The 20021-nt window shown below is 64.9% G+C and carries 17 protein-coding genes; 2 read left to right on the top strand and 15 right to left on the bottom strand.

Translation table 11 applies throughout. The annotated features are described in order from the left end of the window. Positions 1 to 75 precede the first annotated feature (75 nt). Entirely contained in the window at positions 76 to 1008 is a 933-nt protein-coding gene (locus FCT00_RS09400) for a DMT family transporter (protein WP_138422793.1), read from the bottom strand. Further along, positions 1001 to 2401: a UDP-N-acetylmuramoyl-L-alanine--D-glutamate ligase gene (gene murD, locus FCT00_RS09395; RefSeq protein WP_138422792.1), complete on the bottom strand. Its 1401-nt coding sequence runs from the start codon at positions 2399 to 2401 to the stop codon at positions 1001 to 1003. Before murD ends, FCT00_RS09400 begins: the two co-directional genes overlap by 8 nt. Positions 2402 to 2594: 193 nt before the next feature. On the opposite strand from murD, the gene FCT00_RS09390 reads away from it, so the two are divergent. After that, positions 2595 to 3758: a Hint domain-containing protein gene (locus tag FCT00_RS09390; protein WP_138422791.1), complete on the top strand. Its 1164-nt coding sequence runs from the start codon at positions 2595 to 2597 to the stop codon at positions 3756 to 3758. On the opposite strand, the gene mraY is transcribed toward FCT00_RS09390, so the two are convergent. The 9 genes from mraY to FCT00_RS09345 all read right to left on the bottom strand — a co-directional run bounded on the left by mraY (position 3755) and on the right by FCT00_RS09345 (position 13686). Continuing rightward, positions 3755 to 4843: a phospho-N-acetylmuramoyl-pentapeptide-transferase gene (gene mraY, locus FCT00_RS09385; RefSeq protein ID WP_138422790.1), complete on the bottom strand. Its 1089-nt coding sequence runs from the start codon at positions 4841 to 4843 to the stop codon at positions 3755 to 3757. The genes FCT00_RS09390 and mraY overlap by 4 nt on opposite strands. Positions 4844 to 4861: 18 nt before the next feature. Next, entirely contained in the window at positions 4862 to 6286 is a 1425-nt protein-coding gene (locus tag FCT00_RS09380) for a UDP-N-acetylmuramoyl-tripeptide--D-alanyl-D-alanine ligase (RefSeq protein ID WP_138422789.1), read from the bottom strand. Further along, positions 6283 to 7770, bottom strand: coding sequence for a UDP-N-acetylmuramoyl-L-alanyl-D-glutamate--2,6-diaminopimelate ligase (locus tag FCT00_RS09375; protein WP_138422788.1), 1488 nt, complete (start codon positions 7768 to 7770; stop codon positions 6283 to 6285). The genes FCT00_RS09380 and FCT00_RS09375 overlap by 4 nt, the downstream gene beginning before the upstream one ends. A gap of 19 nt (positions 7771 to 7789) precedes the next feature. Beyond that, entirely contained in the window at positions 7790 to 9580 is a 1791-nt protein-coding gene (locus FCT00_RS09370; protein ID WP_008327721.1) for a peptidoglycan D,D-transpeptidase FtsI family protein, read from the bottom strand. After that, positions 9577 to 9963, bottom strand: coding sequence for a cell division protein FtsL (ftsL, locus tag FCT00_RS09365; RefSeq protein WP_040885354.1), 387 nt, complete (start codon positions 9961 to 9963; stop codon positions 9577 to 9579). Before ftsL ends, FCT00_RS09370 begins: the two co-directional genes overlap by 4 nt. Before the next feature lie 6 nt (positions 9964 to 9969). After that, a complete protein-coding gene (rsmH, locus tag FCT00_RS09360) occupies positions 9970 to 10959 on the bottom strand; it encodes a 16S rRNA (cytosine(1402)-N(4))-methyltransferase RsmH (RefSeq protein ID WP_171042976.1) in 990 nt (329 codons plus the stop codon). Continuing rightward, positions 10959 to 11456, bottom strand: a complete 498-nt coding sequence (gene mraZ, locus FCT00_RS09355; RefSeq protein ID WP_008327718.1) for a division/cell wall cluster transcriptional repressor MraZ — start codon at positions 11454 to 11456, stop codon at positions 10959 to 10961. Before mraZ ends, rsmH begins: the two co-directional genes overlap by 1 nt. A gap of 649 nt (positions 11457 to 12105) precedes the next feature. Continuing rightward, positions 12106 to 12564, bottom strand: coding sequence for a VOC family protein (locus FCT00_RS09350; protein ID WP_138422786.1), 459 nt, complete (start codon positions 12562 to 12564; stop codon positions 12106 to 12108). Between the two features lie 42 nt (positions 12565 to 12606). Beyond that, on the bottom strand, positions 12607 to 13686 hold the full coding sequence (locus FCT00_RS09345; RefSeq protein ID WP_138422785.1) for an Mrp/NBP35 family ATP-binding protein: 1080 nt from the start codon (positions 13684 to 13686) through the stop codon (positions 12607 to 12609). Positions 13687 to 13961: 275 nt separating this feature from the next. Between FCT00_RS09345 and FCT00_RS09340 the strand changes: the two genes are divergently transcribed. Then, positions 13962 to 14180, top strand: coding sequence for a DUF1127 domain-containing protein (locus tag FCT00_RS09340; protein ID WP_040885351.1), 219 nt, complete (start codon positions 13962 to 13964; stop codon positions 14178 to 14180). A gap of 377 nt (positions 14181 to 14557) precedes the next feature. Here the strand turns inward: FCT00_RS09340 and FCT00_RS09335 are convergent, their stop codons facing one another. From FCT00_RS09335 to FCT00_RS09320, 4 genes are all read right to left on the bottom strand, one after another. Continuing rightward, the gene (locus FCT00_RS09335; RefSeq protein WP_171042955.1) at positions 14558 to 15460 is read right to left on the bottom strand and encodes a Hint domain-containing protein; all 903 of its coding nucleotides are present in this window, start codon (positions 15458 to 15460) and stop codon (positions 14558 to 14560) included. 413 nt (positions 15461 to 15873) lie between these two features. Beyond that, positions 15874 to 18408 (bottom strand): ATP-dependent helicase, encoded by a 2535-nt coding sequence (locus tag FCT00_RS09330; protein WP_138422783.1) that lies wholly within the window; start codon positions 18406 to 18408, stop codon positions 15874 to 15876. Between the two features lie 69 nt (positions 18409 to 18477). After that, positions 18478 to 19515 carry a phosphatase PAP2 family protein gene (locus FCT00_RS09325; protein WP_008335267.1) on the bottom strand — a complete coding sequence of 346 codons (1038 nt, stop codon included), beginning with the start codon at positions 19513 to 19515 and terminating at the stop codon, positions 18478 to 18480. 88 nt (positions 19516 to 19603) lie between these two features. Beyond that, the gene (locus FCT00_RS09320) at positions 19604 to 19987 is read right to left on the bottom strand and encodes an acyl-CoA thioesterase (RefSeq protein WP_040885343.1); all 384 of its coding nucleotides are present in this window, start codon (positions 19985 to 19987) and stop codon (positions 19604 to 19606) included. Positions 19988 to 20021 lie beyond the last annotated feature (34 nt).

Genomic DNA, 20021 nt, shown 5'->3' with positions numbered 1-20021 from the left:
CCCGGTTTTCCGGGTCTGCCGTCACTCTAGCGCCAAAAGCCTGTGCTGCATAGGTCCGGCGCGCGCGCGAACCGCTCAAAATGGCGGCTGCTTGGCCCGACGAGATGCCGCGCGGTTCATGCCCAGCTTGCGTTCGCGCCAGATGATGAGGATGCCCGCCGCGATCACGATGGCGGCCCCGAGCAGCGTCGTGCGCGTGGGCACCTCGTCGAAGAAGATCATGCCAAGGGCCGTGGCGAAGAAGATCGAGGCATAGTCGAAGGGGGCGATCACGCTGGCGGGGGCATAGCGGTAGGACGACGACAGCATCCCCTGCCCGACCCCGCCGACAAGCCCGGTCAGGATGAGCAGCGCGGCATCCATGCCGCCGGGAATGACCCAGCCGAACGGCAGCGTCAGAAGCGCGTAGAGGGTCGATGAGAACGAGAAATACAGCGCGACCGTGGCCGGACGCTCGGTCGCCACCAAACGGCGCACCTGCACCTGCGCAAGCGCCGCCGCGACGGCGGATACGATCATGATGAGCGCGCCGAGGGATTCGGCCCCGCCCGCCGCGCCAAACCCGCTCAGCCGTGGATAGAGCACGACCAGCACCCCGACGAGGCCGATCAGAACCGCCGACATGCGAAAGAGCCGGATGCGCTCGCCCAGAAGGATGGCCGCCAGAATGGTGATGAACAAGGGCGTCGCGTATTGCAGCGCCGTCACCTCGGGCAGCGGCAGGAGCGTAAGCGCGGTGAACATCAGGCCCATCGCGGTCGTGCCGATGAAACCGCGCCACATATGCCCGAAAGGCCGCGACGTGCGCACCCCTTCGTGCAACTGGCCGACATAGGCCAGCCAGCCGATCATGATCGGAATGGCGAAGAACGAACGGAAGAACACGACCTCGCCGGTCGGCACGCGGCCCTCGGTGCCCTTGATGAGCGCGCCCATGATCGTGAAGCACAGAACCGCACCGATCTTGAGCGAAATCCCGAAGCCGGTTCGTTGCCGTTCTTCAGTCAAGCGCGGCTTTCACGCGGGCGATAAAATCCTCGCCCCGCTTTTCGAAACTGTCGTACTGATCGAAACTCGCCGCCGCCGGGGCGAGCAGCACGGTGTCGCCGGATTGCGCGTCGGCCATGGCGGCGGCCACGGCGGCCTCCATCGTCGTGCAGACCTGCGCCTCGACCGCGCCGAGGTCACGCGCGAAGGCTTCCGCCTCGCGCCCGATGACATAGGCTTTGGCGACGTTGGGCAGCCCCTCGGCCAGCCCCGACAGGCCGCCCTCTTTCTGAAGGCCGCCGACGATCCAACGAATGTTCCTGAAGGCGAGAAGCGCCATCAGGGCGGCATCCACATTGGTCGCCTTGGAGTCGTTCACGTAGCGCACGCCCGCTGCCTCGGCCACCAGTTGCGAACGGTGCGGCAGGCCCGCGAAGGAGTGGAACGCCTGTTCGATGACCTTGGGCGACAGGCCCAGCGTGCGGCAGACGGCATAGGCACAGCAGGCATTCTGATGGTTATGCGTGCCCGGCAGGCTCGCGATGCTGCGCAGGTCGATGGACCCGACCTGCTTGCCCTTGCGCGTCTCGGACAGGAACCCCTTGCGGGCATAGACCAGCCAGCCCGGCCCGGTGAGCTTCTCGTCGACCGACACGCGGATCACCCGGTCGTCGCCCGGCCCCATCGCCAGTTGACCGGCGAGGAACAGCCCCTCGGGCTCGTCCACGCCGACGACCGCGCGATCCGGTCCGCCCTCGGCGAACAGGCGGCGTTTGGCGGCGAAATAGCCCCCCGGTCCCCCATGACGGTCAAGATGGTCCGGCGACAGGTTCGTGAACACCGCCACGTCGGGGGTCAGGGCGCGTGCAAGATCGGTCTGATAGCTGGACAGCTCCAGCACGATCACCTCGCCGTCGATCGGCGGTTCGATGTCGAGCACCCCGCGCCCGATGTTGCCCGCAAGCTGCGCGGGCTTCCCGGCCACCTTCAGGATGTGGTGGATCAGCGCCGAGGTCGTGGATTTCCCGTTCGATCCGGTGACAGCGACCACGCGCGGCGGCTGGTCCATCTCGTCCCAGGCGCCCGACCCGAGCGAGCGGAAGAACAGCCCGATGTCGTTATCGACCGGGATGCCCGCCTTGTAGGCCCGCGCGATGTGTTTGTTCGTCTCGGGATAGAGATGCGGGATACCGGGGCTGGTGATGAGCGCGGCGACACCCTCGAACGCCTCGCGGCGGCCGAGATCGTGCAGGGTCAGCCCGGCCGCTTCGGCCCGCGCCCGCGCCTCGGCCCCGTCGTCCCAACACAACGGGATCGCCCCCCCGGCTTCCAGCGCCCGCGCGGTGGCGAGCCCGGATCGGCCAAGGCCCAGCACGGCGACCTTTTCGCCTTCGTATCCGTGGACGGGGATCATGGAACGCTCCTTCGTGACGCGATCTTGGTAACGCGGCCCGTGAGGGTTGACCAGTGGCCCCGACCGCCGAGCAGGTTTTCACGAAAATTCGCAACGATGTTCCCGGAAATTCCACATTTCAGCCGTCTGGGAACCAATCTTTTTCGCAACACTCAAAGCCGTATTTTGTGTTTCCAGTGCTGCGGAGTGGCGAATGGGTGCGAGCAATACGCCGCTTTACGATCTCGTCGAGTTGTCGAGCCTCGGCGAAAACCGGACCTTCACCACGGCGCCGGGCGGAGACGGCGACATCATCGGTTACGTCGACAACGCGACCTATACCGACGACGAAAACAACAACTCCGCCACCCAGATCACGGAGATCAACGAAACGCAGGACGCCGATGCCGGACGACTGTTCATCGATGGCGTCGAGTATTCTATCCAGATCGTTACGCCTTCGAGCACGTCGAACCCGGTCACCGTTACCTATGACGGTGGCGCGACGCGAAACCTCGTCGGCGACGACGGCACTTCGCAGGTCGCGTTCATCGTGGCCACGCCCTTGGGCGGTGGCAGCGACCGTTATTTCATGGCGTTCGACGACGGTGCCGGGGATATGCCGGGCATCACGTCGGTCCAGACCCGAGGGCTCGACTGGGACCCGGCGGGCGACGACGTCAAGATCGACCTCGATCAGAACAACAACGTCGCGGTGTGCTTCGCGGCCGGCACGTCCATCGACACGCCCACCGGCCCGCGCCCCGTCGAAACCATCGAGGTGGGCGATCTGGTCTTCACGCTGGATCGTGGCCCACGTCCCGTCCTCTGGGTCGGGCACAAGACGCTCCCGCTCGACAACGCCATGCGGCGCAAACGCAATGCGCCCGTGCGGTTCAAACGCGGCGCGTTCGGCACCGGAATGCCCGAGCGCGACCTGATCGTGTCGCCGCATCACCGGATGTTCGTGGCCTCGCGCATCGCTGGTCGCATGTTCGGCTGCACCGAAATCCTCGTCCCGGCCAAGAAACTCGTCGGGCTTCCGGGCGTGGACCGGCTCAAGGGCCTGCCGGAGGTGACCTATTGCCACCTCTTCCTCGGAACGCACGAAATCGTCCGCGCCGATGGGGCCTATGCCGAAACACTTCTGATCGAAGCCGAGGCGCGTGATGTGTTGGGGCAGACCGCGCAGGACGCGCTTCTCCCCCTTGGAGACGGGCTGTCACGGCCCGCGCGCCCGATCATCGAAAAGGGTCCGCTCGTCAAGGAACTGATCCGGCGGCATCAGAAGAACCTGAAGCCCCTGGTCGATACCGGATTGGTCGAGCCGCACGCGGACGCGATGCGAACCGCCCCGCCCCTGCGTCTGGTCTCCTAGCGCAGCTTCAGCGTCGCCAACCCCACCAGCGCGAGGATCAGCGAGATGATCCAGAACCGGATCACGATCTGAGGTTCGGCCCAGCCGCGTTTTTCGAAATGGTGATGGATCGGCGCCATCAGGAACACCCGTTTCCCTGTGCGCTTGAAATAGAGCACCTGAATGATGACCGACAGCGCCTCGACCACGAACAGACCGCCGACGATGCCCAGCACCAGTTCGTGCTTCATCGACACGGCGATGGCCCCAAGCGCGCCACCGAGCGCGAGCGATCCGGTGTCGCCCATGAACACCGCCGCAGGTGGCGCGTTGTACCACAGAAAGCCCAGTCCGCCGCCGATCAGCCCCGCCGCAAAGACCAGCAACTCCCCGGTGCCGGGCACGTAGTGCACGTCCAGATACTCGGTGAAGTCGACCCGGCCCACGGCATAGGCGATGGCCCCCAGCGTGCCCGCCGCGATCATCACCGGCATGATCGCCAGCCCGTCCAGACCGTCGGTCAGGTTCACGGCATTCGCGGCCCCGACCATGACGAAGGCCGCCACCGGCAGGAAGAACAGGCCGAGGTTCAGAAGCAGATCCTTGAACACCGGAAAGGCAAGCTGGCCGGTCAGTTCCGCCGGATGCAGCGTCATGATGACGTAGGAGGCCGCCAGCGCGATGATCCCTTCGAGCGTCAGGCGCAGCTTGCCCGACAGGCCCGAATAATTGTCGTTCTTGGCGATCTTGGAATAGTCGTCGGCGAACCCGATCAGCCCGTAACTCAGCGTCACGCCGAGCACGACAAGAACGAAACCATTGTCGAGCCGCGCCCAGAGCAGCGTCGAGACCGTGATCGCGCCAAGGATGAGCGCCCCGCCCATCGTGGGCGTCCCGGCCTTGGTCAGCACATGCCCCTCTGGCCCGTCCGCGCGGATCGGTTGCCCGTTTTTCTGGCGCCGCTTCAACAGGTTGATAAGCGGGCGACCGAACAGGAAGCCGAAGATCAGCGCCGTGAAGAACGCCGCGCCCGCGCGAAACGTGATGTAGCGAAACAGGTTGAAAAAGTCGCCACCGTCGGACAGTTCGGCCAACCAGTAAAGCATGTCTCGCGTCCCTTGTTCTTAAGCGTCTTGCGGATGGCCCAGTTTTCGGATGGCGTCAACCACGCGCGAGACGCGGCTGCCCTTCGAGCCCTTGACCAGCAGAACATCGCCGGCATCGATCAGGTTGTGGGCTTCGGCGGCCAGATCCTCGGCCTTTTCAGACCAGCGCCCCTGTTTTTCTGCAGGCAGCGCCGCCCAGAGGTGATGCATCAGCGGCCCGGCGCAATGCACTTGGTCAATGGCGTCGAGGTGGTCGAGGTCGGCTAGGCCCGCGTGAAGCGCGGCCTCGTCCGGCCCCAGTTCCAGCATGTCGCCCAGCACGGCGACCCGCCGACCGCGCGCGATGCGACCGTGTCCGTGGGCGGGCTTGGTGGCGGCCAGAACCTCGAGCGCGGCGGCCATCGACGTGGGGTTCGCGTTGAAGGCATCGTCGATCAGGGTGACGCCTTCGCGCTCGACCGGGTCGAGTTGGACGAATTCACGGGTGCCGCGCCCGGCGGGCGGGGTCCAGAAGGTCAGGTCGCGGGCGGCCAGCGTCACGTCGCCTCCCAGTGCACGCACCGCGCCAAGCACCGCCACCGCGTTCATCGCGAAGTGGCGCCCCGGCGTGGCGAGACGCACCAGATGCGTGACCTCGCCCACCTCGATCTGGGCCACGGTCGCGGTGTCTGTCAGGTCGAGATGGGTGAGTTGCAGCGTATTGGCCGCGCCCAGCCCGAAGGTCTCGACCCGGCCCGCGCGTTTGTCGGCCTCGGCCAGAAGGATCGTGGTGGTGTCGATCTCCCCCGGCAGGATCGCGACGCCCGCAGGCTCCAGCCCCTCGAAGATCGCGGCCTTTTCCCGCGCGATGCCTTCGACATTCTCGAACGCTTCAAGGTGGACGGCGGCGACGGTGGTGATGAGCGCGACATGCGGGCGGGCCAGGCGGGTCAACGGCGCAATCTCGCCCGGATGGTTCATCCCGATCTCGATCACGGCGAAATCCGTCTCGCGCGGCATCCGGGCCAACGTCAGGGGCACGCCCCAATGGTTGTTGTAGCTCGCTTCGGCCGCGTGGCATCGCGCCTGCCGGTCGAGAACGGTGGCCAGCATTTCCTTGGTCGAGGTCTTGCCGACCGATCCGGTGATCGCCACCACCCGCGCCTGCGTGCGCGCCCGCCCGGCTGCGCCCAGACGTTCGAGTGCAGGCAGAACGTCGTCCACCACCAGCAGAGGATCGGTGCTGCGCACGCCCTCGGGGATGCGCGAGACCATGGCGGCCCCTGCCCCCTTGGCGAGTGCATCCTTCACGAAGTCATGCCCGTCGCGCACGTCAGCCAGCGCCACGAACAGGTCGCCGGGCTGCAAGGTCCGGGTGTCGATCGAAACCCCAGACACGGTCCAGTCGGTCGTGGCATTGCCCCCGGTGGCGGCAGCCGCCTCGGCGGCGGCCCACAGGTTCATGCGAGACGCCCTTCCAGCGCCGCGACGGCCACGCTGGCCTGTTCGGCATCGTCGAAGGGCAACACGTCGTCACCGACGATCTGCCCGGTCTCATGCCCCTTGCCCGCGATCAGAAGCGCGTCGCCGGGGTCGAGCATGTCGACACCGCGCAGGATCGCCTCGGCCCGGTCGCCGTATTCGTTGGCGTCGGGGCAACCCTCCAGCACCATCGCCCGGATCGCGGCGGGGTCTTCGGTGCGGGGATTGTCGTCGGTGACGATCACCACATCGGCATAATCCGCCGCCGCCTTGCCCATCAGCTTGCGCTTCGTCGTGTCCCGGTCGCCGCCCGCGCCGAACACGACCACGAGCTTGCCCATGACATGCGGGCGCAGGGCTTCGAGCGCGGTAGCGAGCGCGTCGGGCGTATGCGCGTAATCGACGAAGATCGCGGCACCGTTGTCCCGCTTGGCGGCCAGTTGCATCCGGCCCCGGACCGTGGTGAGCGCCGGGAAAGTGGCGAACACCTCATCCGGGTCGCTGCCCGATGCGATGGCGAGGCCGGCGGCGACAAGCACGTTTTCCGCCTGAAACCCCCCGATCAGGTCAAGCTGCACGGTCTGCGGGCGCCCGTTGTAGAGAAAGCGGATCTGCTGGCCGGTCATGTGATAGCGTTGCGAGGTCAATTGCAGGGTGCAATCCTCGGTCCGACCGATGGAAATGACCTCCTGCCCGCGCTCCTGCGCGATCTCTTCCAACTCGCGACCGCGCGGGTCGTCGACGTTCAGCACCGCCACACCATCATCGGGCAGCACCCGGTTGAACAGCCGGGCCTTGGCGCGGAAGTAGTCATCGAAACTGGCGTGGTAGTCGAGGTGATCCTGCGTGAAGTTCGTGAACCCTGCTGCGGCCAGATGCACGCCTTCGAGCCGTCGCTGGTCGAGCCCGTGGGAGGATGCCTCCATCGCGGCATGTGTCACGCCCGCCTGCGACATCTCGGCCAGCAGGCGGTGCAGCGTGATCGGTTCCGGCGTGGTGTGGGGCGACGGCGCGGCAAAAGCGCCCTCGACCCCGGTGGTGCCGATGTTGGCGGCCATCAGGCCCAGTTCCGTCCAGATCTGACGCGTGAAGCTCGCGACCGACGTCTTGCCGTTGGTGCCGGTGACGGCGACCATCACCTCGGGCTGCGCCCCGAACCAGAGGGCCGCGGCATAGGCCAACGCGGCGCGCGGGTCTTCGGTCACGATAAGCGCGGCCTTGGAAGCGGCCAGTTCGTCGGCGGCGATCCGCGCGCCTTCCCGGTCGGTCAGGATCGCGGCGGCTTCCATGCGCAGAGCGTATTGGATGAATTCCCCGCCGTGCAGCTTGGACCCCGGCAGCGCGGCAAAGAGATGCCCCGGCTTGACGGTCCGGCTGTCTACGGAAAGCCCTGTGATTTCAACGTCCTGCCCACCCTTGGCCCGAAGACCGAGTGCCGAGAGCGGTAGCGTTTTCTGCGGTGCCATGATCCCCCCGGATGCGGCGTCAGTTCGCCGTGAGTGTTACACCCAACGGGCCGGGCTGTTCAATCTCGGGCTTGAGACCCAGAAGCGGCGCGACGCGGCGTATGATCTCGGCGGCGACCGGAACGGCGGTGAAGCCCGCCGTGCGCCGCGCCTCGTTCAGGATCGTCACCACCGGCTCGTCCAGCGTGACGATCAGGATGTATTTCGGATCGTTCGTGGGAAACACGCTGGCGAAGGTCGCGATGACCTTGTCGTCGTAATAGCCCCCGCGCGGCTTGGGCTTGTCGGCGGTCCCGGTCTTGCCGCCGACCTGATAGCCCGCGACCTCGGCGAAGGACGCCGTGCCGTGGTCGGACGCCACCACCTGCCGCAGCATGTCGCGCGCGACCGCCGATGTCCGTTCGCTCACCACGCGCGGGCCGGGCGCGACCGGCCCGGTGCGCACCAGCGTCGGCGTGACGCGCGTGCCGCCGTTCAGAAGCGAGGCATAGGCGGTGGCAAGGTGAAGCGGCGAGGCCGACAGGCCGTGACCGTAGGAGATCGTCATGGTCGACAGTTCCGACCAGTTCGAGGGCAGCAAGGGCTGGCTCCCCGAGGCTTCGGTCAACTGGATCGCGGTCGGCTTGGTGAAGCCCAGTCGGTCGAGGAATTCGCGCTGGTTCGCGGCCCCGATCTGCTGGGCAAGCCGCGCCGTTCCGATGTTCGAGCTGCGCACGATCACGTCGCTGACCGTCAGTTCAGCGCCGTAGTCATGGAAATCGTTGATCCGGTGCTTGCCCCACCTGATCGGCCCCCGCGTGTTTATCATGGTGTTCGGGTTCACCAGCCCCATCTCGAGCGCCTGAGCGGCCGCGAAGATCTTGAAGGTCGAGCCGAGTTCATAAACGCCCTGCACCGCCCGGTTGAAAAGCGGGCTTTCCGACGGGTCGAATCCCGTCGTCAGCGGACTGGGGCGGTCGTTCGGGTCGAAATCGGGCAGCGAGGCGAGCGAGATGATCTCGCCGGTGTGGGCATCCATCAGGATCGCCGCCGCGCCCTTTGCGTTCATCACGGTCATGCCGCCCGCCAGCACGCGCTCCACCGCCGCCTGAATGGTCAGGTCGAGCGTCAGCATCAGCGGCTCGCCCGCGCGGGCCGGATCGGACAGACGATCGTTGAACGCGCTTTCGATGCCCGCGACCCCGATCAGTTCGGCGGCCTGCACCGCCTGTTCGCCGTAGCGTGCGCCGCCCATGACATGCGCGGCGACCGGGCCGTTCGGGTAGAGACGCATTTCGCGCGGGCCGAACAACAGCCCCGGCTCGCCGATGTCGTGCACCGCCTGCTTCTGCTCCGGGCTGATCTGCGGCTTGATCCACAGGAATTTGCGCGGGCCGGTGAAAAGCGCGAGCAGCTTGTCCTCTTCCAGATCGGGAAAAATTCTGGCCAGTTCCGCCGCCGCGTGCGCGGGCTCGACCATATTGGGCGGCTCGGCATAAAGCGCGTGGGTGACGAAATTCGTCGCCATCAGCCGGCCCTGCCGGTCGACGATATCGGCGCGGGTCTGGGAAATCTGGGCGCCCGGCGCATAGGCGCGCGGTTCGGACGGGACCGAAGACGAAAGCATCCCCATCCGCACCCCAACGGTCACGAAGGCGCAAAAGAACATCGCGGCCAGCACCAAAAGGCGGCCCTCGGCCCGCAGACGGGCCCGGTCGCGCATTTCCTCATGCCGACGCTGCTTGTTCTCGCGCTCGATGGCATCGGGATCGCCGCCGTGCGCGCGGGCTTCGAGGATGCGCGCCAAGGGGCGCAGCGGCACGCGGGTCATGGGAAATCCTCCCCCTCGGGCGAGGGATCGATGGTGCCGACGAGGTTGCCCTGCACGTCGATCGAGTCGTCCGAGGACAGGAAGGGGAACGCGTCTTCCTGCGGATAGGCGATCTGGTCGACCTTGCCGAACTGCTCCGGCATCAGGGGCAGAAGCCCAAGGCGGTCATAGTTCATCTCGGCCAGATCGCGCAGGCGGTCGGGCCGGTTGAGATAGGCCCATTCGGCCCGCAGAACGACCAGCTTTTCGCGCATCTGCCCGATCTCGCGTTGCAGGTCTTCGACCTCGTCCAGCGCGTGCTGGGTCTTGTAGTTCTCGACATAGGCCCAGTAGCCCAGACCCATGACGGCCAGTGTGGCAAGGACGTAGAAAGCGGAACGCATCATGTCTCAGCCTCGGAACGCGGGCGCAGGAAGGCCCAGTTTGGAACGGTCGGTGCGCTCGGCGGGCGCGTCGGTGCGGGTCGCGACACGCAGCCGCGACGAGCGCGCGCGGGGGTTTTCGGCCAACTCCTCCTCATCCGGCGCGATGGCGCGGCGCGGCGTCAGGTCGAAGCGCGGGGTGTGATCCTCGGCGGCGGGCGCGTAACGCGAACCGCCCCCACCCGTGGAGGCGGCGAGTTGAAGGAAGCGTTTCACGACCCGGTCCTCGAGCGAATGAAAGGTGACGACGGCCAGCTTGCCACCGGGCTTCAACGCGCGCTCGGCAGCCTCCAGCCCCTCTGCCAGTTGCCCGAATTCGTCGTTCACCGCGATGCGGATCGCCTGAAAGCTGCGGGTCGCCGGATGGCTTTGACCGGGCTTCGGACGTGGCAGACATTTCTCAACAGTTTCCGCAAGTTGCGCGGTGGTCTTGAAGCTTTCCGCCTCGCGCGCGCGAACGATCTGACGGGCAATGCGGCGCGAGGCGCGCTCTTCCCCGTAATGATAGAGAATGTCGGCGAGTTCTTCTTCCGACGCCTCGTTCACGAGGTCCGCGGCGGTCGGCCCCTCCTGGCTCATGCGCATGTCGAGCGGCCCGTCGCGCATGAAGGAAAATCCGCGCTCGGCGAGGTCGAGTTGCATCGAGGAGACGCCAAGGTCGAGCACGACACCGTCGACCTGGTCGCCCGCGATCTCGTCCATGTCCGAAAACGTGCCCCGCTCCAGCCGGATACGACCGTCGTAGTCCGCCAGCCAGCCTTCGGCCATCTCATGCGCCAGCGGGTCGCGGTCGATGCCGATGACGGTCTCCGCGCCCGCCTCGACCAGCCCGCGCGCATAACTCCCCGCCCCGAACGTGCCGTCGATCCAGACACCCGACACCGGCGCGACCGTTTCGAGCAGAGGTCTGAGGAGGACCGGGATATGCGGGCTGGGTCTGGCGGCGGCAGCGACCATCATAGATCGATCCCATCGAGAAGCTCGGCCACATCCATGTCGGGCGGCAGCTCTTCGAGCGCCGAGGTCTGATCCTCGGCGAACTCGGCGAACTTGTCGGGATGCCAGATCTGGAAGGTGTCGCCCGCGGCCACGAACTCGGCTTCGCCGGTCAGGCCGATCCGGTCGCGCAGCTTCTGCGACAGAACGATCCGGCCCGTGTCGTCGACCGACATCTTCTGCGAGCCCTGGAAGTAGACGAATTCAAGGATCTTGCGGTTCTTCGACCCGCGCGGCATCGCCTTGATCTTGGTGATGACCTCGTCCATCGCCTCGACCGTGAAACATTCGAGGTAATCGCGGCGCGTGTCACCGAAAACGATATAGAACTGAGGGGGAAGACCTTCGGTCCAGTTGGGATCGCAGTCGGACAGGACCGAACGGAAACCGGACGGGATCGAGACCCGCCCTTTCGCGTCAACCTTGTGACGCCCACCGTTCAGAAACACTTCGGCCACTGTCCGCGGCTCCTATCTGCCCTTCGCCGTCTTCGTCCGCCAGAAACGAAAACGACGGATTGAGCTGCTGCCACTGCCCAATCCGCCGCCCTCGTCCCATCTCTGGGTTCGCCCGATCGCGTGCGCCACCTGGGGGGATGTCTGCTCGCGTACGCGTCGGATCTCTCAATTCCGAAGAGGCGGGGTGCCTGTATGAAACCTGACTTGGGAGATGTTTCAGGGGTTCTTTGTCGCCCCGTTATGTTCCCGTCTCTTCGATGATTTAGGGATGCCATGGGATTACATGGGAAACAACCCCTTTTTATGGAACCACTCCACCAGATGTTGTTTCGCGGACCCGCGAAACGCAAGATTTCGTAGATCAAAGAGAGAACAAAACCCCGGATTTAGCGAGTTCACGAAAGCGCGAACACCAAATGTAGTCAGGACGATTTTTTTGAGATTTTTTCGGGTTTTTCCCCGTCCCGCACCACGAAATCCCGGGAACCGGCAGTCTGATGCCGAGTATTCAGCCTCGAATCAAGGGTGAATCGGCCAAAAATTGCAAAAATCGAACATCCCGCGTCGGTGATTTGGCGTGAGTACCATGAAATCCCGTCTGACCTGCCGATTTCAGCATCGGGACCATGAAATACCATGGCCGGGCCAGTCAGCCCTCGTAGGCGGCCCTGAGTGCGGCGATGTCGATCTTGGTCATGCCCATCATCGCCTCGGTGGCGCGGCGCGCGCCTTCGGGGTCGGGGCCACCGACATAGCGTGGAAGATCCTTGGGCACGATCTGCCAACTGATGCCGAACCTGTCCACGCACCAGGCGCAGCGGCTTTCCGCCCCGCCATCCGCCGTGAGCGCGGCCCAGAGGCGGTCGGTTTCGTCCTGATCTTCGGTGGTGACCGCGATCGACGCCGCCGGGCTGGCCGTGAAGGTCGGACCGCCGTTCAGCGCCTGATAGGGAACGCCCGCGAGATGGAAATTCACCATGAGCGGCGCGCCGGATTGCGTGCGACCCATTTCGCCCGTCACATCGGAGCCGGGAATGAGCGAGACATAAAAGGCCGCGGCCTCGTGGCCGTTGCCGTCATACCAAAGGCAGGTCCGGACTTTCGACATGCGCGCCTCCCGCAGACAGGGAACCCGCCCCGACCTGTCCGGTCAACCGATTCCGCGCTGGATCAGGTCCGCCGCCAAGGCGCGATAGGCCTCGCCCACCGCGCCCTCGGTCAGGGCGACGGGCTTGCCCGCATCCCCGGCCAGCCGCACATCGAGCGACAGCGGGAGCTGGGCCAGAAGCGGCGCACCGATCTTCTGCGCCTCTTTCGCGACCCCGCCTTCGCCGAACAGATGCGCCTCGTGCCCGCAGTTCGGACAGACGTAGGAGGACATGTTCTCGATCAGCCCCAGAACCGGAACGCTCACCTTGCCGAACATGTCGATGGCCTTGTGCGCGTCCAGAAGCGCCACGTCCTGCGGCGTCGAAACGACGAGCGCCCCGGTCATCACCACCTTCTGCGCGAGCGTCAGTTGCACGTCGCCGGTGCCGGGCGGCAAATCGACGATCAGAACGTCGAGATCGCCCCAGTTCACCTGAAACGCGAATTGCTGAAGCGTGCCCATCAGCATGGGGCCGCGCCAGACGACCGCCTGATCGGGATCGACGATGGCACCGACCGACATGACCTTGACCCCGTGGGCGACCAGCGGGTCAAGTTGTTTGCCATCCGACGACGTCGGCTTTTCCGTCACACCCATCATGAGCGCCTGCGAGGGGCCGAGAATATCCGCGTCCAGCAAGCCGACCTTTCGCCCGGCCGCGGCAAGCGCGACGGCGAGGTTCGACGAAACGGTGGATTTGCCGACGCCCCCCTTGCCCGACGCCACGGCGATCACGCGCTTGACGCCCGCAATCGCCTGAGGCCCGGCCTGCGGGGTCGGGTGGCCGCCGACGCGCAGGTTCGGCGCTTCTTTCTTGGGCTGCGGCCGCGCCCCGCCATGGGCGGTGAGAATCACGGTCACCTTCTCGACCCCGTCGAGCGCGGCGATGGCCGATTCCGCCGCCTTGCGCTGGGGTTCCATCGCCCCCGCCGCTTCGGGACTGGGCGCTTCGATGATGAAACTGACGTGCCCGCCATCGATGGTGAGGGCCCGGATCATGTCCCGGGACGCCAGATCGCCCTTGTCCGGCATGGAAACGGTGGCAAGGACCGACATCACCCGATCACGTGTGAGCGCCATCATTTTCTCCTTATACAGTCGGGGCATAGATGCCCATTCTGCCCTGTTTCTCAAGGGGGCACCCCTGCCCGGCCCGTAATCCCCCCATCTTTACCTAGGGTTAACTGAGTAGGTCAGTCTTACGTATGCAATTGCTGCATAGCGGCATTGACCATTCGCCGGATTGTGCAGGTGCAGCAAATACCCCAAGTTCAACTCAACGCAGCGAGGCATACAGCTTCGCCAGACAGACGGCGCCGGAGCAGCGGCGCAGACGAAAGAAAGAGACGACGACAATGGCATACGCAACTGACATCCGCCACGCTGACCACGGCCTTCTCGACCGCGTGTCCTCGCTTTTCAAAGCCTTCGGCGAAGCCCGCGCCCAGCGCAAGGTGTATCGCACCACGCTGAACGAACTTCAGGCGCTCGACGGTCGCGACCTCGCAGACCTCGGCATCAGCCGCGCCGAAATCCCGTTCCTGGCCCGCGAAGCGGCCTACGGAAAGAAATAACGAGTTTCGAGGGAACCTCTTCCTCCTCCCTGAGGTTTCCCCGATGACCCGGCCAGCGTCTTCCTCCTCCCTGACGCGCCCGGGTCCCCAATACGGACCTTCCCACCTCCTCCCGGGAAGTTCTGGATCGCCGGTGGCGCCCACCTCCTCCCGGGTGCCACCGGCTAACAGATCGGACGCCCCTCTCCTCCTCCCTGGGGCAACCGTAGCCTGAAGACCTCTTCCTCCTCCCTGAGGTTGACGGGCACACATACGGGGGCAACCCCGACCGAAGCAAACGGCCTCTCCTCCTCCCTGAGGCCAATTGCCAAAAGAACGGTGGCGCTCACCTCCTCCCGAGCGTCACCGTTTCTTTTTTCCGGAGGTGTCTTTTCCGATCAGGCCGGTTCGCAGGCGTCGAGCGCGCCGAAATAGGCACGGGCATGGCCCACATCCATGAACGGACGGGCGGATTTCGTGTGCTGGATGCCACGAACCGTGTCGAGATCCGGGTATTGCGCGCGGGGATCGGTTTCGCCCGCATCCAGAATTTTGCGCGTTTCCTGACCGAGATAGAGCGACTCGCAGGCCAGCCCTTCGGCGAAGATCACCTCATGCTGGTCGAAAAGCAGGTTGTAATAATCGACCATGCCGCCCTCGTCCCGGCTGATGCCCGGACGACCGTCCAGAGCCTTGGCGGCGACGAGCACCTGGGCGCGACCGAGGGCCTGCTTCATCTTCTGATCGCGCAGCACGACACGGTGGTTGGGCGACAGGCGAAGCGTCTGGTGCGGGCCCATCGCCCCGGCTTCGAACTTGATCGGCGCCGCGTCGCCCGTGGCGCGCGTGCGGCTGTGACCGACCCAGCGCACCTCTTGATAACCGTGGTCGAGGGTCGCGACCCGGTCGCCCACCGCGATTTCGTCGATACGGACCAGCCCGCGATCGGTTTTGATCCGGGTTTCGGCGGCGAAACAGACATAGCCATAGGTCGAAGGGTGCTGATCCGTGTTCCAGAACATCGGATGCTTGCCGTCCGCCTGCGTGTTTGCATACCACTCGTGCACGTTCAGGTCGGGGGTCCAGAGGACCTGCGTCGCATTGCCGTCGGTGTCGGTGCCTTCAAAGACCACGGCACCCTGATTGGCGGTGCCCCACTTCAGGTCCGAGCGCACGACCTCGGCGTTGTACATCGTATGTGCACCGTCGCCGTCGTTCCAGGTCAGCGTATGCGTCTCGCCCAGTTCGAACAGGTAAGGGTCGAAATCCAGAAGCGGCGTGTAGATGACCAGATCGGTCATATCGGTGAGGGGAAGGTCGAAATCCGACTCGTCCCCGCTCGAATTAATGTTCGAGCCGGTTGCTTTCGCAATCTCTGTGTTGACAGCCCTAATCGTGGCCATTGGCAGCTCGACGCCTTCTGGCGCCCCTTTTGATAATCGTTCTCGATCCCACACGACGCATCCCCCGATGCCGTGCGTGGGTATGGATTACCGGTAGGTTTGGGAGAATCTGGGACTGAAAAGGGTCGCGGGCGGCTTTTTGGTAAGGCAAACCTGACCATATGCGTCGAAGTCGTCACAAAAGCCGTGAAGGGTGACGAAAACCGTACCCTCGGTCTTGGAATGGGGCGAAAGGGCCGCATTTCGGCCGCTTTGTCACAAGTCCTAACGGTGGAAAGCCTGACGGTCGCCGGGGGCGCGTGGCGCGATTCTCAGAACGGGACGTCGTCGCCCGCGCGATCGGCCGGAACGATGAATTTCGCGACGACCTTTTTCGATCCGGCGTGCTCGAATTCGATGTCGAGCTTGTCGCCCTCGATCCCCATGACGTAGCCGTAGCCGAATTTCTGGTGGAACACCCGGTCGCCTTGCGTAAAGGACGACACGGCGGTCGCGTTGATCGTCAGATTGCGGGATTCATTGGGCGAGTGCATGTGACGCTCGGCCCCGCGCGCCTGCATCCGCTTCCAGCCCGGCGAGTTGTAAGCATCTGCACGCGCTGCCTTTTCTTCCAGCGACGAGCCGGAGCCGAAGCTCGCCGTCGCGCCGTAGCCGCCGCCGTACAGGCCCGGTGGCGTCAGCACCTCGACATGATCTTCGGGCAGTTCGTCGATGAAACGCGAGGGCATCTGGCTTTGCCATTGCCCGAAGACGCGGCGGTTCGCGGCGAAGGAAATCGTGCACAGTTCCTCGGCCCGAGTGATGCCGACATAGGCCAGGCGCCGCTCTTCCTCCAGCCCCTTGAGGCCGGTCTCATCCATCGAGCGTTGCGACGGGAACAGCCCGTCCTCCCACCCCGGCAGGAACACGGCGGGGTATTCCAACCCCTTCGCGGCGTGGAGCGTCATGATCGTGACCTTTTCTTCCTCCTCGCCCGACGAATTGTCCATGATGAGCGCGACGTGTTCGAGAAAGCCCTGAAGATTGTCGAATTCCTCCAGCGCCTTGACCAGTTCCTTGAGGTTTTCGAGCCGGCCCGGCGCTTCGGGCGTCTTGTCGTTCTGCCACATCTCGGTGTAGCCGGATTCCTCCAGGATCATCTCGGCCAGTTCGACGTGGGTGTCGGCCTCGTCACGCACCTGACTATGCCAGCGGAAGATGCCGGACACGAGGTCGGCAAGCCCCTTGCCGCCCTTGCCCTTGATCTCGCCCTGCTCGACGCAGACGCCAGCCGCATCGACCAGCGGAATGTTGCGGCTGCGCGCGATGCGCTGGATCGTCTGCACCGCCTTGTCGCCCAAGCCCCGGCGCGGGGTATTCACGATCCTCTCGAACGCCAGATCGTCGTCGGGCGACACCGCGAGCCGGAAATAGGCCATCGCATCGCGGATCTCCATCCGCTCGTAAAAGCGCGGGCCGCCGATGACCCGGTAGGGCAGACCGATGGTGAGGAACCGATCCTCGAAGGCGCGCATCTGGTGCGAGGCGCGCACGAGGATCGCGATTTCATCAAGTGAATAGTTGTTCGGCAACGGCAAGTTGTCACGCCCAGCATCAGTCAAGGTCTGAGCGCGATCCAAATTCACTTGGTGAATGTCGTCTTCTCTGACTTTCTGAGTCGAACCACGCTTAGATAACCGTTCAGTTTCCTGAGCCTCACTAGTGGAACGTGCATTATGCCTAGTTCGCGAGTATCGGCTCGACCCAGACTGCATCGCCTCGACCTCGTCCCCGATCCAGCGCGCTTCTTCCTCGCCGTCCCAATGGCCGATCAGGCGCACCTTGTCGCCCTGCCCTTCTTCGGTGAACAGCTCCTTGCCCAACCGCTCGGCATTGCCCGCGATCACGGCGTTGGCGGCTTCCAGAATGTGCTCGGTCGAGCGGTAGTTCTGCTCCAGCCGGATCACCTTGGCGCCGGGGAAATCCTTTTCGAACCGCAGGATGTTGCCCACTTCGGCCCCGCGCCAGCCATAGATCGACTGGTCGTCGTCGCCCACGCAGCAGATGTTCCGATGTCCCTGCGCCAAGAGCCGAAGCCACAGATACTGCGCGACGTTCGTGTCCTGATACTCGTCGACGAGGATGTATCGAAACCACCTTTGATACTGCGCCAGCACGTCCTCATGCTCACGAAAGATCGTGACCATGTGGAGCAGCAGGTCGCCGAAATCGACGGCGTTCAGCGTCTTCAGCCGGGCCTGATAGGCGGCGTAAAGCTCGCCGCCCCGGTTGTTGAACAGCGCATGGTCCGCCGCCGGGATCTTGTCCGGCGTGATCGCCCGGTTCTTCCAGTTGTCAATGATCCCGGCCAGAAGCCGCGCGGGCCAGCGTTTCTCGTCGATGTTCTCGGCGGCGATGAGTTGCTTCATCAGCCGGATCTGGTCGTCCGTATCCAGAATGGTGAAGTTCGACTTCAGCCCCACAAGCTCGGCATGGCGGCGCAGAAGCTTCACGCAGATCGCGTGGAAGGTGCCGAGCCACGGCATCCCCTCGACCGCCTCGCCCAGATGGCGGCCCACCCGGTCCTTCATCTCGCGCGCGGCCTTGTTGGTGAAGGTCACGGCGAGGATTTCGTTCGGGCGCGCGGTGTGCGTGTTCAGTAGATGCGCGATCCGCGCGGTCAGCGCCTTGGTCTTGCCGGTCCCCGCGCCCGCGAGCATGAGGACGGGCCCGTCGAGCGCCTCAACCGCCTCGCGCTGCGCCGGGTTCAGCTCGTCCAGATAGGGCGACGGGCGCGCGGCTATGGCCATCTGGCTCAGGCTTGGGCGGGGTCCGGACATAGCTGGGGAGTCGTCATGGCTGCTCATGGCCGTGAGCCTATCTCAGCCGCAGGGCGAGGAAAAGGTGTTCAGGGTATGTTCTTCCCGCGCAGGCGGTCAGAAGGTCATGGAGAACTGCGCACCGATCCCGGACGAGGACACGATCGGCGTGAAGGTCGTGTTCAGCCCGCCGCGCCGTTCGGCGTAGTTGTTCAGGATCGACTGGCCGATCACCGTGCCGATCAGGGCGCCCGCCGCCATGTCGCTGACCCAGTGGTTGTGGCTGCGAATGTTCGAGGCCAGCAGCGCCCCCGCCACGACATAGGGCACCCATGAATTGTCGTAGACCCCGGAATAGACCCGCGCGACCGAGAAATAGGCGGTGTAGTGGAAGCTGGGGAACGAGGTGCCGAAGTTCGAGGGCGTCAGCGACACGGGCACGGCGTTGCCCCAGTTATAGGGGTTCGGACTGCGCCCGCTGCGGTCGATGACGTCGACCGGCCCGCCGTAGGACGACAGATCGCGCGACGGGCGCACCCGCCCGAACACGGGTTTCAAAAGCACCTGCGACACGAGATAAGAATAGGCGACGGCTTTGGTCGAAAGAAGCGCCGCCACCTGCGCGCGTTCGTCGTTGAAGGCGATGCCGTAGGCATAGGTCGCGCCGATCCCTGCGACCAGATACTGATCTTCGACGGACAGGAACCGCAGAGGGCTCGTACGTGTGCGCGGCACGATGGGCGGCAGGTTGAAGCCCGCGAACAGCGGTTCGACGTTGTCCTTGTAATAGGACGTGATGGCATAGTCGTTCGCCGCCAGCACACCGACGCCCAGCGCCGCCGCCCCGAACAGAAGCGGCTCGCGGAAGGGAAACAGGCCGATGTCGGCCAGATCGTTCGCCACCCCTTCGACCCCGCCGATGGACTGGCCGAAGGTGCGCCCGGCTTTCTGGAACCGGTTTTCCCCCGTGTCGATGAACGCCGAGGACGGGATACCGTTGATGTAGTAGCCGCCGTGAAAGCTGGGAATGTGGTTTCCGAAGTGGAACACGTTCTGCGACCGTGCCGGCTGCGCGATCCAGAGCGCGACGAAGGCCAGAGCGAAGATCAGTTTCGGAAGACAGACGCCGAACAGGCGCAGCGGACGAAAGAACATGACAATTCCTGTGGCGTTCGTTGGCCGCACTCTGTGCAACCTCTGCCGCCCGTGCAATTGTTCGCGCGCGCCAAGGCGCAAAGCGATCTCAACTGTTGTCAATCGGTCGCTTGTTTCCCTCGTGATCGAGCGCGACGAAGGTGAAGATGCCCTCGGTCACCTTCTCGTTCGTCTTGCCCTGCCCGCGCACGACCCAGGCGTCCAGCCGCACCGCGACCGATGTAGTGCCGACCCGCGCTACTTCGCCATAGATGCACAGAATGTCACCGATCTTGACCGGGCGGATGAACTTCATGGCCTCGACGGCCACGGTCGCGACCCGGCCCGACGCCCGCTCGCCCGCGATGATGCCGCCCGCGATGTCCATCTGGCTCAGAACCCAGCCGCCGAAGATGTCGCCCGCGCTGTTGACGTCGGCGGGCATGGCGACGGTGCGCAGAACGGCGTGGCCCTCGGGCATGATCTCGGACATGGCGATCTCCTTTTGTGGAGGCCACCCTATAGCG

The organism is Maritimibacter alexandrii, assembly GCF_005871115.1.
GTDB lineage: Bacteria > Pseudomonadota > Alphaproteobacteria > Rhodobacterales > Rhodobacteraceae > Maritimibacter > Maritimibacter alkaliphilus.
The sequence above is the reverse complement of the archived record's forward strand: the minus strand, read 5'-3'. Positions and strand labels throughout refer to the sequence as shown.

Excerpts from the sequence above, each read along its gene's own strand:
- rsmH (WP_171042976.1), bottom strand. The coding sequence starts at position 10,959 with ATGGTCGCTGCCGCCGCCAGACCCAGCCCGCATATCCCGGTCCTCCTC.
- FCT00_RS09345 (WP_138422785.1), bottom strand. The coding sequence starts at position 13,686 with ATGGCGCTCACACGTGATCGGGTGATGTCGGTCCTTGCCACCGTTTCC.
- FCT00_RS09350 (WP_138422786.1), bottom strand. The coding sequence starts at position 12,564 with ATGTCGAAAGTCCGGACCTGCCTTTGGTATGACGGCAACGGCCACGAG.
- FCT00_RS09375 (WP_138422788.1), bottom strand. The coding sequence starts at position 7,770 with ATGGCACCGCAGAAAACGCTACCGCTCTCGGCACTCGGTCTTCGGGCC.
- ftsL (WP_040885354.1), bottom strand. The coding sequence starts at position 9,963 with ATGCGTTCCGCTTTCTACGTCCTTGCCACACTGGCCGTCATGGGTCTG.
- FCT00_RS09330 (WP_138422783.1), bottom strand. The coding sequence starts at position 18,408 with ATGAGCAGCCATGACGACTCCCCAGCTATGTCCGGACCCCGCCCAAGC.
- FCT00_RS09340 (WP_040885351.1), top strand. The coding sequence starts at position 13,962 with ATGGCATACGCAACTGACATCCGCCACGCTGACCACGGCCTTCTCGAC.
- FCT00_RS09320 (WP_040885343.1), bottom strand. The coding sequence starts at position 19,987 with ATGTCCGAGATCATGCCCGAGGGCCACGCCGTTCTGCGCACCGTCGCC.
- FCT00_RS09370 (WP_008327721.1), bottom strand. The coding sequence starts at position 9,580 with ATGACCCGCGTGCCGCTGCGCCCCTTGGCGCGCATCCTCGAAGCCCGC.
- FCT00_RS09390 (WP_138422791.1), top strand. The coding sequence starts at position 2,595 with ATGGGTGCGAGCAATACGCCGCTTTACGATCTCGTCGAGTTGTCGAGC.
- murD (WP_138422792.1), bottom strand. The coding sequence starts at position 2,401 with ATGATCCCCGTCCACGGATACGAAGGCGAAAAGGTCGCCGTGCTGGGC.
- mraY (WP_138422790.1), bottom strand. The coding sequence starts at position 4,843 with ATGCTTTACTGGTTGGCCGAACTGTCCGACGGTGGCGACTTTTTCAAC.
- FCT00_RS09335 (WP_171042955.1), bottom strand. The coding sequence starts at position 15,460 with ATGACCGATCTGGTCATCTACACGCCGCTTCTGGATTTCGACCCTTAC.
- FCT00_RS09325 (WP_008335267.1), bottom strand. The coding sequence starts at position 19,515 with ATGTTCTTTCGTCCGCTGCGCCTGTTCGGCGTCTGTCTTCCGAAACTG.
- FCT00_RS09380 (WP_138422789.1), bottom strand. The coding sequence starts at position 6,286 with ATGAACCTGTGGGCCGCCGCCGAGGCGGCTGCCGCCACCGGGGGCAAT.